This is a genomic window from Sedimentitalea nanhaiensis DSM 24252 (assembly GCF_000473225.1).
Lineage (GTDB): Bacteria > Pseudomonadota > Alphaproteobacteria > Rhodobacterales > Rhodobacteraceae > Sedimentitalea > Sedimentitalea nanhaiensis.
Window position 1 is genome coordinate 59,617 of sequence record NZ_KI421509.1, and the last position, 13,117, is coordinate 72,733.

General features: G+C 60.7%; 10 protein-coding genes. 3 read left to right on the top strand and 7 right to left on the bottom strand.

Annotated elements, in window-relative coordinates; all coding sequences use genetic code 11:
• Positions 1 to 48: 48 nt before the first annotated feature.
• On the bottom strand, positions 49 to 924 hold the full coding sequence (locus NANH_RS0101825; protein WP_027260505.1) for a hypothetical protein: 876 nt from the start codon (positions 922 to 924) through the stop codon (positions 49 to 51).
• 218 nt (positions 925 to 1,142) lie between these two features.
• On the opposite strand from NANH_RS0101825, the gene NANH_RS0101830 reads away from it, so the two are divergent.
• The 3 genes from NANH_RS0101830 to NANH_RS0101845 all read left to right on the top strand — a co-directional run bounded on the left by NANH_RS0101830 (position 1,143) and on the right by NANH_RS0101845 (position 6,057).
• Positions 1,143 to 2,951 (top strand): ABC transporter transmembrane domain-containing protein, encoded by a 1,809-nt coding sequence (locus NANH_RS0101830; RefSeq protein WP_027260506.1) that lies wholly within the window; start codon positions 1,143 to 1,145, stop codon positions 2,949 to 2,951.
• 257 nt (positions 2,952 to 3,208) lie between these two features.
• Positions 3,209 to 5,098 (top strand): acyl-CoA synthetase, encoded by a 1,890-nt coding sequence (locus NANH_RS0101840; RefSeq protein ID WP_027260508.1) that lies wholly within the window; start codon positions 3,209 to 3,211, stop codon positions 5,096 to 5,098.
• 32 nt (positions 5,099 to 5,130) lie between these two features.
• Positions 5,131 to 6,057 (top strand): alpha/beta hydrolase, encoded by a 927-nt coding sequence (locus tag NANH_RS0101845; protein WP_027260509.1) that lies wholly within the window; start codon positions 5,131 to 5,133, stop codon positions 6,055 to 6,057.
• A 19-nt stretch (positions 6,058 to 6,076) separates the two neighbouring features.
• Here NANH_RS0101845 and NANH_RS0101850 read toward each other — a convergent pair whose 3' ends face one another.
• From NANH_RS0101850 to NANH_RS0101875, 6 genes are all read right to left on the bottom strand, one after another.
• The gene (locus NANH_RS0101850) at positions 6,077 to 6,913 is read right to left on the bottom strand and encodes an alkaline phosphatase family protein (RefSeq protein ID WP_027260510.1); all 837 of its coding nucleotides are present in this window, start codon (positions 6,911 to 6,913) and stop codon (positions 6,077 to 6,079) included.
• Between the two features lie 293 nt (positions 6,914 to 7,206).
• A complete protein-coding gene (locus NANH_RS0101855; RefSeq protein WP_027260511.1) occupies positions 7,207 to 7,836 on the bottom strand; it encodes a VPLPA-CTERM sorting domain-containing protein in 630 nt (209 codons plus the stop codon).
• A gap of 241 nt (positions 7,837 to 8,077) precedes the next feature.
• The gene (locus tag NANH_RS0101860) at positions 8,078 to 9,715 is read right to left on the bottom strand and encodes an ABC transporter ATP-binding protein (protein ID WP_027260512.1); all 1,638 of its coding nucleotides are present in this window, start codon (positions 9,713 to 9,715) and stop codon (positions 8,078 to 8,080) included.
• Complete coding sequence (locus NANH_RS0101865; RefSeq protein WP_027260513.1) at positions 9,715 to 10,530, bottom strand: ABC transporter permease; 816 nt, start codon at positions 10,528 to 10,530, stop codon at positions 9,715 to 9,717. The genes NANH_RS0101860 and NANH_RS0101865 overlap by 1 nt, the downstream gene beginning before the upstream one ends.
• Positions 10,527 to 11,483 (bottom strand): ABC transporter permease, encoded by a 957-nt coding sequence (locus tag NANH_RS0101870; protein WP_027260514.1) that lies wholly within the window; start codon positions 11,481 to 11,483, stop codon positions 10,527 to 10,529. The genes NANH_RS0101865 and NANH_RS0101870 overlap by 4 nt, the downstream gene beginning before the upstream one ends.
• 1 nt (position 11,484) lies before the next feature.
• Positions 11,485 to 13,068 (bottom strand): ABC transporter substrate-binding protein, encoded by a 1,584-nt coding sequence (locus tag NANH_RS0101875; RefSeq protein WP_027260515.1) that lies wholly within the window; start codon positions 13,066 to 13,068, stop codon positions 11,485 to 11,487.
• Between the last annotated feature and the right edge of the window lie 49 nt (positions 13,069 to 13,117).

A 13,117-nucleotide genomic window follows, 5' to 3' on the forward strand; every position in this document is an offset into this window, starting at 1 on the left:
GACAGGATGCAAGGGGATTTGCGCAACCAGCATTGCGGTCGGTTTTGTCTAGGGGGCAATCATGGTGATGCCGGGCATGTTCTGGATGTGTGTCACGTCCGCGTCGTAGATCTCGGTCAATTCCTGCACCAGGTCCTCGGTCCACCCTGGCAGGTCCAGCTCCTCTTCCAGCTCGTCCTCAAGCGCGAATTCTTCCAGGAACGCGGCTATCACATCGCGTTTGCGGCTCTCGTCAAGCCGGGGGTGTTTGTGCAAATAGGCGCGGAATTTTTGCATACCTTCGCCTGACATCAGGGTGCTGAGCAGATCGAAACCGCCTGTGATCTTTTGCCCTGGCTCCAGCCCCGCCATCTCGCGAATGATCGCAGCCCAGATCAGCGGGGTGTCTTCGTTGCACCAGACGGTCAATCCGACATCCGGGGCGGCGATACGGATGCGGTTCAGCAATTCGGACCAGCGCAGATGTCGCGGATCCTGTCGCCCCATGATGTCAAACATCTGTTGCGGGGTGGTCGGCCCCAAGAGCGCGGGCAGAAAACCCGCCGGATTGCGCAGCGCCATGAACACATTCAGCCGGTCCTCAGGAAACAGTTTTCTGAGATACACGATTCGCGCCGGGGCGGTGGGATACAGCCGCCCGTCGTACAATGCCTGACGCTTGGAGCCAAAGAAAAACGCATTCGAGAGGATCAGCCGATCTGCGATCTCGTCGTCCAAAAAGGCGTCCAGCAGGATTTCGCGTGCGTCCGGTGCCGGCTCGGACACTTCCATTGCACGAAATGAATGCGCCAGAAGGTCGCGGTATTTGCCCGGTCCGGGAACGGCGATACCATACCGGGAAAAATCCTGTTTGTTACGCAGAAGGGTTTTCAACAACCGGTCGTCATCGGTGCAATGTGCGCCGGCATGAATTATGACCTGCATCTAGGGACCGGCATGTGGGATCTGGATACTCTCTCTGCTGACACGCCGTTTTAGCTAGCGTTTCGTGGCGGTTGGGTCAAATGGCTTGTCGGGCAAGACCGACGCGGCAATCCGGCGCGGCATCTGGCGGCTTGACCCCGGGGGCTAGCCCGGCCATTTAGCGGGGCCAGACAGCGGTTGCCGGCAAGACGGGCACCCGCAGGACGCGAGGAACTGCAATGGCGCGAAACCAGACCGCCCAACCTGTACCCGGTGCCAGCGATGAACGCGCCCGCTCGAAGCACATCGGGGGGCTGGGCGCGCTGTGGCCGTTCATGGTTCCTTATCGCGGGTTGATCGTTGCCTCGGGAATGGCGCTGGTGTTGACGGCGTGCGTGTCGCTGACGCTGCCGTTGGCGGTACGCCGTGTGGTCGACAATTTCCGGGTGCAGGACGGTGCCATTCTGGACCAGTATTTCATCGCCGCATTGGCGATCGCCGCATTGCTGGCCGTGGGCACGGGGTTGCGCTATGCGCTGGTCACCCGGCTGGGTGAGCGTGTGGTTGCGGATATCCGGATGGCGGTGTTTGACCGGGTAATCGGCATGAGCCCGGAGTTCTTTGAAAAGATCATGACCGGCGAGGTGCTCAGCCGAATCACAACGGACACGACGCTGATCCAGTCGGTTCTGGGCTCGTCGATCTCGATTGCACTGCGCAATTTCCTGATATTTTTCGGCGGATTGGTGTTGATGCTGCTGACATCGGGCAAGCTGACCGGGATGGTGCTGTTGATTGTGCCTGCCGTCATCGTGCCGATCCTGGTGTTAGGGCGTCGCCTGCGGGTGATCAGTCGCGAGAATCAGGACTGGATCGCCGCCAGTTCAGGCAATGCGTCCGAGGCATTGGGAGCGGTGCAGACGGTGCAGTCCTTTACCCACGAGGCCGCCAGCCGCGTGCAGTTTGCCGAGATGACGGAAACCGCCTTTGAGGTGTCGCTCCGGCGCATTCGGACCCGGGCGCTGATGACGGTGATCGTAATTTTTCTGGTCTTCACCGGGGTCGTTGGCGTGTTGTGGATGGGCGCGCTGGACGTGCGCATGGGGGTCATGACCGAGGGTGCGCTGGTACAGTTCGTGATCTATTCCGTCATGGTGGCCGGATCGGTTGCGGCCCTGTCCGAAATCTGGGGCGAATTGCAGCGTGCGGCGGGGGCGACAGAGCGCCTGGTCGAGCTGCTGCACAGTGTGGATACGGTGCAGGATCCGGCGCAGCCACGGCTGTTGCCGGACCCGGTGCGCGGGCAGATCACCTTTTGCGACGTGTCCTTCCGGTATCCGGCGCGTCCGGAAACGGCCGCGTTGCAGGATGTGTCACTGGATATCGCGCCCGGCGAAACGGTGGCTTTTGTCGGTCCTTCGGGGGCAGGCAAGACGACGATCATTCAACTGATTCAGAGGTTTTATGTCCCGGATCGGGGCAGGATTCTGCTGGACGGGGTCGATCTGGGCGAACTGACGCGGGAGGTGTACCGCAAACATATCGCGCTGGTGCCGCAGGATCCGGTGATCTTTGCCGCTTCGGCCCGCGAGAACATTCGCTTTGGCCGCCCTGATGCAAGCGACAGCGAGGTCGAAGCGGCGGCGCGTGCGGCGGCGGCGCATGAGTTCATCGCCGCCCTGCCACAGGGGTATGACAGTTTTGTCGGCGAGCGTGGCGTGATGCTTTCCGGCGGCCAGAAACAGCGCATCGCCATTGCCCGCGCCATCCTGCGCGACGCACCGGTGCTGTTGCTGGACGAGGCGACGAGTGCGCTGGATGCCCAAAGCGAACGCGCGGTGCAACATGCGGTGGACGAGCTGAGCGCAGGACGCACGACGCTGATCGTGGCGCACCGGCTGGCGACGGTCAAAAAAGCCGACCGGATCGTGGTGTTGGATCAGGGGCGCATTGTCGCGATGGGGCCGCATGATCAGCTGGTCGCCGAGGACGGGTTGTATGCGCGTCTGGCCCGGCTGCAATTCACCGATGGGCTCGCGGCGGAGTAATCCGGCGGAAGCCCGTTTCGGGCCGCGCCATGTTCCGGCCGTTTCCCGGTGGAAAACGCGACGCACTCTCGCCGTTGATCTGGTCTGCCATTGCAAGGTGCCGGCACAGCAAGGCGGTGTCGGTCTTGTTGCGCAACGTCATCCCGGCGCAATGAACCACCCCGATGCCTGATGGCTTGCGCCACGGGCGGTTTCCGACCATTTTGGGTACAATTCAGAGGAGATAGCCCGAAACGGGCATCAGGGGAGAGTGCGATATGACCATAGCAAACATGGCGGACCGCAACGCTATCGAGAACGAAATGCCGTGGGAGTCCCGCGAGGTCCCCAAGACACTGTACCAGATGTTGTCGCGCACGGCCGACAAATACCCGAGCTACAACGCGTTCAGCTATCAGATTTTGTCGGGCCCGACGGACAAGGCGGAAACGCTGAAATGGGCCGGATTGAAAGATAAGGTGACCCAGGCGGCGAACCTGTTTCGTTCGCTGGGCGTCGGCGAAAAGGATGTGGTGGCCTATGTCCTTCCCAACTGCAATGAAACCATCCTGGCGCTGCTGGGCGGTGCGGTGGCGGGTATTGTCAATCCGATAAACCCGTTGCTCGAGCCCGAGCAGATTGCGTCGATCCTGCGCGAGACCGGCGCCAAGGTGGTGGTAACGCTGAAGCCGTTTCCCAAGACCGACGTGGCCCAGAAGGTTGCAGAGGCGGTACGTCATGCGCCCAGCGTGAACACGGTGCTTGAGGTCGACCTGAACCGGTATCTGACCCCGCCCAAAAGCTGGATCGTGCCGCTGGTCCGTCCCAAATTCGCGGATCGCGAGCATCTGGCCCATGCGGATTACAAGAGCTTTAACGGCGAGATGGCGAAACAGCCCGCAACCCTGAGCTTTGCCGATTCCAAAGGCGACCGGGTTGCGTTCTATTTCCACACCGGCGGGACCACCGGCATGCCCAAGGTCGCGCAGCACCTGTATTCGGGCATGGTCTATAACGGCTGGGTTGGGGGCGAACTCCTGCTGACCGAAAAGGACACGATCATGTGTCCCCTGCCTTTGTTTCACGTCATGGCCTGTCATGTGATGCTGATGGCGGCCGTCTATTGTGGCTGTCACGTGGTCTTTCCCACGCCGCAGGGCTATCGCGGCGAGGGGGTGTTCGACAACTTCTGGAAGCTGAACGAGCGCTGGAAAACCACTTTTATCGCAACGGTTCCGACCGCTATCGCGGCCACCATGCAACGCCCGGTGGATGCCGATATCTCGACGGTGAAAAAGGCGTTTTCGGGGTCCGCCCCCTTGCCGCTGGAGTTGTTCCGCCGGTTCGAGGAAGCCACCGGAGTCACCATCATCGAAGGCTATGGTTTGACTGAGGCGACCTGTCTGGTATCCGGGAACCCGGTGGAAGGTGAAAAGAAAGTCGGCTCGATCGGCATTCCCTTCCCGTATTCGGACGTCAAGATCTTTCAGGGTGGCCCGGATGGGCCGGTCGAGGTGGGCGTGGATGAAATCGGCGAGATCTGCATCTCGAATCCCGGTGTCTATACCGGGCATACCTATACCGAAGCGGCAAAGAACAAGGATCTGTTTTATCACGATAAATACCTGCGAACCGGCGATCTGGGGCGGGTAGATTCCGATGGTTATCTTTGGATTACCGGGCGCGCCAAGGATCTGATCATCCGCGGTGGCCACAACATCGATCCCGCCGAGATCGAAGAGGCCTTGTTGGGTCACGACGCGGTGGCTTTTGCCGGAGCAATCGGGCAACCGGACCGGCATTCTGGCGAACTGCCCTGTGCCTTTGTCGAACTGGTCGGCGGTGCAAACGCCACGCCCGACGAGTTGTTGAAATATTGCGAGATCCACGTGCATGAACGGGCGGCGCGGCCCAAACATATTACTATTCTGGACGAGTTGCCCAAGACCGCGGTCGGCAAGATCTTTAAGCCCGATCTGCGCAAACATGCCATTATGCGGGTCTACGACGCGGCGTTGGAAGAGGCCGGAATTTCCGCGCGGGTCGAGAACGTGATCGACGATAAGAAGCGGGGCCTCGTTGCCCAGTTGCGCCGCAATGATGCCGACGAGGCCGAAGTGGGCAAGGTTCTGGGCGACTTTACACGCCCGTGGGAATGGGCAATCTGACCCGACCCTTTAAGAGCGGACCGGAGATTCGCATGGACTATGACAGTCTGATTGACGCCGAGACATGGGATTTCATCCGTCGCACGCGCGAGGCCTATCCCGACGATTCCACCGCTCGCACACTACAGGAAGAACGCGCCTCCTATGACGCGATGTGTGACGTGTTTCGCCAACCCCGGCCCGAAGGTGTTGCGACGCAGGACCAGTTGGCTGATGGGGTTTCGGTGCGGGTCTATGTGGCAGGCAACCCATCGCGCACGGTGATGTATTTTCACGGCGGCGGCTTTGTTGTCGGCGGGCTGGACAGTCATGACGATGTCTGTGCCGATATCTGTGCCCAGACCGGGTATCGCGTGGTGTCGGTGGATTATCTGCTGGCGCCGGAACACAAGCACCCGGCGGCGTTTGACGATGCCTATACCGCGACCTGTTGGGCCGGGGCCGAGTTCGGAGATCCGATCGTGCTGGCCGGGGACAGCGCGGGCGGCAATCTCGCGGCGGCGGTGGCATATCACGCGCGGGGGCGGCTGGACTGTATTTTGGGGCAGGTGCTGATCTATCCGAGCCTGGGGGGCGATATGGAGTCCGGATCATATATCGAACATGCAGAGGCACCGCTGCTGCAGCGAGCCTATCTCCTGCAATATGCGGGGATCCGGGCGCAGGGCGGTGTGGCTCCGAGCGATGATCCGACCTATTCACCGTTGCAGGGCAATGATTTCAGGGACTTGCCGCCGACGGTCATCGTGTCGGCGGAATGTGATCCGGTGTGCGATGACGGGCGTGACTATGGTGCGCGTATCGTGGCCGCCGGAGGGCGGGCCCATTGGATCTGCGAGGCGGGGCTGGTGCATGGCTATCTGCGCGCGCGCGGCACGGTGGCCCGTGCGCGGGACAGTTTCGAGCGGATCACGGTTGCGATCGAGGCGCTGGGGCAGGGGCTGTGGCCCTATGATTGAACGGGCCAAGCGCCTGCAATCATGTCAGAAATAATGGGGCCTGCATGCTGTCTGGAATCGGTGCGCCAAGGCGGGACAGGATCGTAGGGGCCAGTTGCAGCTGGTCGATGACCGTGTCCGGCGGCGGGCCATCGGCGGGGCCGAAGTAATACAGCGCACAATCCCGTTGCCATTCGGATACGCCGCCGTGGTGGCCGCGATCGTCCTGGCCGTGGTCGGCGGTAACGATCACCTCATACCCAGCGGCGCGCCATTGCGGAATGAACGGGGCCAGCATTTCGTCCATCACGAAACAGGCGTGGTCCATCTGTTGGCAATCGTGATAGAACCGGTGCCCCATGCTGTCCAGCGTGCAGGTGTGCAGCATCCCGTAATCCAGGCCGAACCGGTGGCACAGGTTGGTCAGGGTGGCGAACAGGTCCACGTCGCAGGGGGTCATCTGATTGTCGGTGCCATAGCCGGTCATGCTGTGAAACCGGCCGTGGTTGATGGTGGTGCTGTCGGGCTCATCATACTCGATATCGCGAACGAAATCAAAAGGATGGCGGTTGAAAAACTGGCTCCAGAAACTGTGGGCCACGGCCCCGGTCACGCCACCGGCGGCGCGCACCTGGCTGAACACATCCGGCTGGGACAGGCGGAAAACGTTGCCATTGCCCGTGCAGCCATGCACCTGTGGCGACACGCCTGTATGGATCGAAGCATAGCAGCTGGCCGAGGTCGACGGCACCACTGCGCGGTGCTTCCAGACGCGGGCGTCGCCGGATTGAACCCAGCCTTCCAGATTGCCGAACAGGCGCCGCCAGTTGCGGTAAGGGACACCGTCCAGGATGATGAGCAGGAGCTTTTTCTTCATGTCTTCCACCGATTGGATCTCGGGCCGAGCAGAGCCGAGGCAGGGAACAAAGGCAACAGTTGTGTGTACAAAATCCGCCAGATCGGGGATCGGCCGTTAACCCCCCCCTTGTTTCGCTGGCGATGAGCGGTTTTCTATCCGTCCATAGCCTGTACATGCCGCGTACATACGCAGGGCGTGGATTTTGCCGGATTTCCCAGATTAACACCGGGTGCGGTCGAAAAGGTTAGCAAAAGAAAAACGGACCCGGCAGCGCCGGATCCGTTGATGTCAATGCGCCGATGTGGCCCAGGTCAGGCCTGCGCGCGCTTGCGGCGCGCCAGGGCAAAGGCGGCGATACCACCCAGCAACAGGGGCATACCGGCAGGCAGCGGAACAGCGGAAATCGCGTCGCCGGTCACCGTGACATAGTCGATCAGGTAGCCTTCGTTGTAAGAGCCGACATCGGTCCACAGCATGAGGTTGAACATCCCGTTTTCGGCCCCGGCCAGCGCGACGTTTGCGGTGAACCAATTGGTTCCGCCGTCATTGCCCTGGAACACCTGGGTCCAGGCGTTTTCATCGGTGATGGCCGGCGCCGGGTCCAGAGCCCAGGACAGGTACAGATCGTCGTTGTTCTCGTTGGGGCTGAGCGACCGCCACTTGAACTCGACCGAGATGTTTTCATAGCCGCTGGCATCGATCACCAGGCTGGAGGCGGCCGCATCGGGTTCGCCGCCCAAATAGTCGCGCAACATCAGGCTGTTGTTGTTGATGGCAACGTCGTTGCTATTCCATTCCAATTCGTTCCAGCCGTTCCCGACAGTGTTGCTGTTGGAACGATTGAAGTTATCTTCGAAAATGGTGGCCGCCGAAACAGTGCCGGCGATCAGCGTAAGTGCTGCTGCGCTGGCGGCTGCAATAAATTTGGATTGAAATGACATAATCAACCTACTCCACATTGGTTCACAAGTTACAGTTCTCGAAGGGCACCCTATCTTTTTGCTAAAATTGAAACAAGCGGGCAGGAACCCGCTTATGCCGCGCTTGACGCTACGTAAGGGTATTGCTGTTTGTTATCAGAGGTTTTTATGATCTGGTCGGGTTTCCGCTTCGCCATCAATGGGGCGAAGCGGCCCGGATTGTGGCCGGGGCAGAAAAAACCTTGCAACGGGCCGAGGCGACTCAGTTGCCGGCGCTTTCCATCTTGCGGTGCGCGATAACCTCTTCCAGCCAACCCAGCTTCATTTCCGGGACCGAGGACAGCAGCAGATCGGTGTAGTCATCGAATGGCGGTGACAGGACCTCGGTCTTGCTGCCATAGCGTTGCACCTTGCCCTGATACATTACCGCGATGGAATCGGCGATGGCGCGCACGGTGGCCAGATCGTGGGTGATGAACAGATAGGCGACATCCTCGATCTTTTGCAGGTCCAGCAACAGTTTCAGGATGCCGTCCGCGACCAGCGGGTCGAGCGCCGATGTGACCTCGTCGCAGATGATCATCTTGGGTTTGGCGGCCAGGGCGCGGGCGATGCAGACGCGCTGTTTCTGCCCGCCGGACAGTTCCGCAGGATAGCGGTCCTGAAACCCTTCGCCCAGTTCGATCTCGTCCAGCAATTCCTGGATGCGCTTTTGTTTTTCGCGCCCCCTGAGCCCGAAATAGAATTCCAGCGGTCGCCCGATGATGGTGCCAACGGTCTGGCGCGGGTTCATTGCGGTGTCGGCCATCTGATAGATCATCTGCAATTCGCGCAGGTCTTCGCGCGACCGGCCGCCAAGGCCGGCGGACAGGGTGCGCCCGGCAAAGTCGATGGTGCCGTCGCTGGGTGGCAGCAGGCCGGTGATGACACGGGCCAGAGTGGATTTGCCCGAGCCGCTTTCGCCGACCACGGCGAGGGTCTGGCCCGGATGCAGATCGACGGTGACGTCATGCAGCACGTCGAAATGGGTGCCGGGATAGCGCGCAGTGATGTTGCGCACGCTCAGAACCGGTTCGGGTGTGGGATCTTTCTCGATGTGTTTGATCGAGCGGACCGAGACCAGCGCCTGGGTATATTCCTCTTGCGGGCTGTTGATGATCTGGTCGGTGGTGCCGTATTCGACCATATCGCCCATGCGCAGCACCATGATGTGGTCGCTGACCTGCGCCACCACGGCCAGATCGTGGGTGATGTACAATGCGGCCACGCCGGTGTCGCGGATGGCCTCCTTGATCGCGGCCAGGACGTCGATCTGGGTGGTCACGTCCAGCGCGGTTGTGGGTTCGTCAAACACCACCAGATCCGGTTCCGGGCACAGCGCCAGCGCGGTCATGCAGCGTTGCAGCTGACCGCCGGAGACCTGATGCGGATAGCGGTTGCCGATGGTTTCCGGCTCTGGAAGGCCGAGTTTGGCGAACAGTTCGACGGCGCGGGCCTCGGCCTCTTTGCGGTTGAACTTGTTGTGGCGGATTGCGGCTTCGGTGACCTGCTCCATGATCTTCTTGGCCGGGTTGAACGAGGCGGCGGCGGATTGGCTGACATAGGTCACTTCGGAGCCGCGCAGGCGGCGCACGTCGCGCAGGCCGGTTTTCAGGATGTCGCGCCCGTTGACCCAGACCTCGCCACCGGTGATTTCCACACCGCCCCGGCCATAGGCCATGGTGGCCAGTCCGATGGTGGATTTGCCCGCGCCGGATTCGCCGATCAGCCCCAGAACCTTGCCCTTTTGCAGGTCGAAATCGACGCCGTGGACGATTTCGATGTCATGGGGTTTTTCACCCGGCGGGTAGACGGTTGCGCCGATTTTCAGGCCGCGGACCTTGACGAGGGGGTCAGACATTATCCGCGTCCTCCTTTCAGGCTGGTGGTGCGGTTCAGCACCCAGTCTGCCACCAGATTGACCGAGATCGCCAGCGTGGCGATGGCAAAGGCCGGGAGCAGGGCGGCGGGAATGCCGTAGACGATGCCTTCCTTGTTTTCCTTGACGATGCCACCCCAGTCGGCTTCGGGCGGTTGCACGCCCAGGCCGAGGAAGGACAGGGTCGAGACGAACAGCACCATGAAGATGAAGCGCAGGCCCATTTCCGCCACCAGCGGCGACAACGCGTTGGGCAGGATTTCGCGGAAGATGATCCAAGCGGTCTTTTCGCCGCGCAGGCGTGCGGCTTCGACAAAGTCCATCACTGCGATATCGACGGCAACGGCGCGGGCCAGACGATAGACGCGGGTGGAGTCCAGCAGGCCCATGACCAGGATCAGCACCGGAATCGTCACCGGCATCACCGACAGCACCACCAATGCGAAGATCAGCGTCGGGATCGACATCAGCAGATCGACAAAGCGCGAGAGAAGCTGATCGACCCAACCGCCGGAGACCGCCGCAAGAAAGCCCAGGATCGAGCCGGTGACAAAGCTGAGGATGGTGCCCATGGTGGCGATGAAGATGGTGGTGCGCCCGCCATAGATCATCCGCGAGAGCAGATCGCGGCCAATGCTGTCGGTGCCCAACAGGAACTGGCTGGACGAGGGTTCCCAGACACCGCCGACGATTTCGGCCATGCCGTAGGGGGCCAGCAGGGGCGCGAACAGCGCCATCAGGAAATAGAGGCCGGTGAAGAATAGCCCGATCAGGGCCGCGGGGGGGATATTTTTCATTTTGGGTGCCTCAACCGGGGGTTGGCGAGGATCGATACGATGTCGGCAATCATGTTCAGACCGATATAGACGGCGGCAAAGATCAGACCGCAGGCCTGTACCACCGGCACGTCCCGCTTGGCGACGTGATCGACCAGATATTGCCCCATGCCGGGATAGACAAAGACCACTTCGATCACGACCACGCCGACCACCAGATAGGCCAGGTTCAGCATCACGACATTGACGATGGGGGCGATGGCGTTGGGAAAGGCGTGTTTGCGGATCACATCGAGGCCCGACAGGCCCTTGAGTTCGGCGGTTTCGATATAGGCCGATTGCATGACGTTCAGGATCGCGGCGCGGGTCATGCGCATCATATGCGCCAGCACCACCAGCGTCAGCACCATGACCGGCAGCGCGATGGCGTTGAGCTTTTGACCCAGCGACATGCCGTCATTGATCATCGCCACGGAAGAGAACCAGCCCAGCTTGACCGCAATCAGGTACATCAGCACATAGCCGATCAGAAATTCGGGGATCGAGATCGAGGTCAGGGTCACCGCCGAAATCAGCTTGTCCGGCCAGCGGTCTTTGAAGCGGACCGACAACAGGCCCAGAAAGATAGCCAGCGGCACCGAGATCAACGCCGCCCAGAAGGCCAGGAACAATGTGTTGCTGAGGCGGCTGCCGATGCTTGCGGCGATATCTTGCCCGCTGGTCAGGGCGGTGCCGAGATCGCCGTGAAAAATCCCGCTCAGCCAACTGAAGTACCGGCTGATCGCGGGCTCGTTGAGGCCCAGTTCCGCGCGCAGGTTGGCGAGGGCCTCGGGGGTTGCCGATTGGCCCAGAATGGATTGCGCCACATCGCCGGGAAGAATGAGCGTTCCGGCGAAAATCAGCGCTGAAACCATAAGAAGTAGAAGCAGGCTCAGCGCAATGCGCTGAGCCAGAAGTGTCAGGATCGGTCCCATTTCACGCGTTTACCCACATCCGATGCGGTGCGTAGCCGTTCATCAGGATCTGGCCGGGAATACCTTCGATAAAGCCCGATACGCGTGTGCTCGAAGCTTCGACGAAATCGTTGAACATCGGGCAGATCAACCCGCCTTCGTCATGAACGATCTTGCCCATGTCGGCATACATCTGCTTGCGCTTGGCCTGATCCAACTCGGCGCGCGCGGCCAGCAGAATCTGGTCGAACTGTTCGTTCTTGAACCGCGTGTCGTTCCAGTCGGCAGTCGACAGATAGGCCGTGGAATACATCTGGTCCTGGGTTGGTCGCCCGCCCCAATAGCTGGTGCAGAACGGTTGCGCATTCCAGACCTCGGACCAATAGCCGTCATTGGGTTCGCGCTTGATCTCGATATCGATGCCTGCCGCCTTTGCGCTTTGCTGAAACAAGGCTGCCGCATCCGGCGCGCCGGGAAAGGAGTTGTCCGAGGTGCGTAGCAGAACCGAGCCATCATGGCCGGATTTCTTGTAATGGAACGCTGCCTTTTCCGGGTCGTAGGTGCGCTGTTCCATTTCGGAAAAGAGCGGGTAGGAGGCGTTGATCGGTGTATCGTTGCCGACCGAACCATAGCCGAACAGAATCTTGTCCACCATTTCCTGCCGGTTCATGGCATATTTCAACGCCAGCCGCAGATCGTTGTTGTCAAACGGCGCAGTGTCACAATGCATGATAAAGACATAGTGACCCGGTCCCGATGTCTTGTGGACGTTGATGTTGGGTGCCCGCGCAACCAGACCGGCGGTGCGTGGCGGCACCCTGTCGATCAGGTCAACCTGACCCGATTGCAATGCTGCAACCCGTGCGGTGTCGTCATTGATGACCAGGATTTCGATGGTGTCGGCATAGCCCAGATCGCCCCAGTAGTTGGGGTTTTTCTCGGCCACAAAACGCACACCCATATCCACATCCTTGAGGATGTAGGGGCCGGTGCCGATGGCCGCGTCCGGCGCGCCCTTGCCACCGCCGGGCTGGATCAGCAAATGATAGTCCGACATCAGATAGGGCAGGTCGGCATTTGCCGCGTTCAATTCGATCACCACGTCCTGGCCGTCGACGCGGATGTCCTTGATATCGCGCATCAAGCCCAGAGCACCCGATTTGGATTCATCGTCCGAATGCCGCTGGAGTGTCGCAACGACATCGTCGGGCGTGACCTCCTGGCCGTTGGAAAACGTGATGCCCTTGCGGATGCGGAAGCGCCATGTCACGGCGTCATCAGATCCTTCGTAGCTTTCGGCAACCTTGCCTTGTAGCCCGCCATCGTCATCCTGCTCGACCAACGGCTCGCCCCAAAGCCGGAGCAGCATCAAGCCGGCCGCATTGGTGGTCAGCGCCGGATCCAGACTGTCGGTGGTCGAACCGCCCTGCATTCCCAATTTGATGGTGCCACCCATCACCGGGTCTGCGGCGCGGGCGGCCTGAGCGTAAATAGTGTTGGCCATCGCGGCGCCGATCCCAAGGGCCGCGGACCGGCCAATGAATTCGCGTCGGGTCATTCTGCCTGTCGTCACGCATCGTGTCATAAAGGCAATTTGGTCATTCATTGGAATACTCCCGATTGAGTTCAATGCGCTTGGCGCGCAATTTTGTTGC

What these genes read in the sequence shown, in the direction of transcription:
- NANH_RS0101825 (WP_027260505.1), bottom strand. Translation starts at nt 924, where the DNA reads ATGCAGGTCATAATTCATGCCGGCGCACATTGCACCGATGACGACCGG.
- NANH_RS0101830 (WP_027260506.1), top strand. Translation starts at nt 1,143, where the DNA reads ATGGCGCGAAACCAGACCGCCCAACCTGTACCCGGTGCCAGCGATGAA.
- NANH_RS0101840 (WP_027260508.1), top strand. Translation starts at nt 3,209, where the DNA reads ATGACCATAGCAAACATGGCGGACCGCAACGCTATCGAGAACGAAATG.
- NANH_RS0101845 (WP_027260509.1), top strand. Translation starts at nt 5,131, where the DNA reads ATGGACTATGACAGTCTGATTGACGCCGAGACATGGGATTTCATCCGT.
- NANH_RS0101850 (WP_027260510.1), bottom strand. Translation starts at nt 6,913, where the DNA reads ATGAAGAAAAAGCTCCTGCTCATCATCCTGGACGGTGTCCCTTACCGC.
- NANH_RS0101855 (WP_027260511.1), bottom strand. Translation starts at nt 7,836, where the DNA reads ATGTCATTTCAATCCAAATTTATTGCAGCCGCCAGCGCAGCAGCACTT.
- NANH_RS0101860 (WP_027260512.1), bottom strand. Translation starts at nt 9,715, where the DNA reads ATGTCTGACCCCCTCGTCAAGGTCCGCGGCCTGAAAATCGGCGCAACC.
- NANH_RS0101865 (WP_027260513.1), bottom strand. Translation starts at nt 10,530, where the DNA reads ATGAAAAATATCCCCCCCGCGGCCCTGATCGGGCTATTCTTCACCGGC.
- NANH_RS0101870 (WP_027260514.1), bottom strand. Translation starts at nt 11,483, where the DNA reads ATGGGACCGATCCTGACACTTCTGGCTCAGCGCATTGCGCTGAGCCTG.
- NANH_RS0101875 (WP_027260515.1), bottom strand. Translation starts at nt 13,068, where the DNA reads ATGAATGACCAAATTGCCTTTATGACACGATGCGTGACGACAGGCAGA.